Genomic DNA, 1338 nt, shown 5'->3' with positions numbered 1-1338 from the left:
GCGGCATTAGCGTTAGGATCCACAGTAATTTGTGCCTGTAACGCTGAAGGTGCTAACAAACAAGAAAAACCAAGTCCCCCAAATAAAACCTTTTTGAGCATCGTACTGGAGACCAAAACACCTAATAAAGCTGCTCTTTCTTCTCTCTTCTCATATCTCATACGTTAACTCCCCAATAAAAGACGCTTAAAGTTCCATTGTTAATGTCATAAAAAATGTTCCTGATTTTTTGTGCTTAACTGTGCTCCAAAAAATACTGGAATAACTGGCATCAAGAGAGACCATGCCTCCCGCAAGCTTGACACCTGCTGTCCAACCGGCAAGCTGGTCACTCTTAATCCCATACAAGGGTTGCGAAAACACACGCCCATAATCCAAACCAACATAAGGGCGAAGTTCACCAAAAACCTTTTTGAAGGTCGCGTGATTGCTCCACGGAATGGTGCGCAGCAACAAATCATTCCGGCTAAAAAAACCGTTATTGCCAAAAAGCAAACTCTCACGCGTGCCACGAACATTGGAAGCGCCCCCCAACGAAATCTGCTCAGCACCCAGTAAATTATGCGGTGAATATTGACCACTCAAAAGATTGCTCAGTATAAAGTCCAAGCCCCCTATCTTAAAAGGCGTCATGACACTAAGCGTACCAGTAAATTTGGCAAATTGTGGCTCCGCATCTCCTGCTCCTGGATCGTGCTTCTTGACAGAATGAAACAAGGGGAGTCCTTGCAAATAACTCACATCAAAGGTCCAGGTCCCACCCAACATCTGGCGCGAATGCGAAATCCCAAAATTGGCTACGCTATATTGACGGCTACCAACCTCTATCTTATTACCAAGAAGGTAATTGTTGGTTCTTTTATAAGAAAGACCTAAATTCAAGGTTGTAAGGGAAACACCATCACGGTAAAGAACCCTGCTTGTACTGGCGTGCAACTCACTGGAATCCCCCGTCGTCTCAATATCGGTAAAATTGCCAGGAATAATGCTTTGGTAATTATAAACAGTGCCATTCAATCCAAAGGTCCAATAACCGTACGGAATACTCACACTCGCTGAAATGTTATTGCTATGTCCTTCTTGCTTGCTCCCACCCCAATAATCGGGCTCACTGCGTTGATAGTTAAAATCCCACGCATCATTCATCCCTAAAATATTTTCTACCCTCAAGCCCGCACTATAACGCGCATAACCCGTGGAAGATTGTCCCATATTGTCATGAGAAACAGTAACCTTGAAAGTTTTATCGGGATGATTGTTAATATTGACAATGGTGCTCCCTTCTTCACGCCCTGGAAGAAGTTCGCTTTGAGCGTGCGCTGAACTCAAACGGTTGAT

Annotated in this window: 1 protein-coding gene; it reads right to left on the bottom strand. The window is 44.1% G+C overall.

The window, feature by feature from the left end:
* Positions 1–186: 186 nt before the first annotated feature.
* On the bottom strand, positions 187–1338 hold a 1152-nt coding region (locus ACFIKR_RS09265), incomplete at its 5' end, for a ShlB/FhaC/HecB family hemolysin secretion/activation protein (RefSeq protein ID WP_375659640.1).

The organism is Bartonella sp. MR30HLJHH (assembly GCF_042194195.1).
Lineage (GTDB): Bacteria > Pseudomonadota > Alphaproteobacteria > Rhizobiales > Rhizobiaceae > Bartonella > Bartonella grahamii.
Note: the sequence above shows the minus strand (reverse complement) of the source record. Positions and strands in the feature narration are given on the sequence as shown.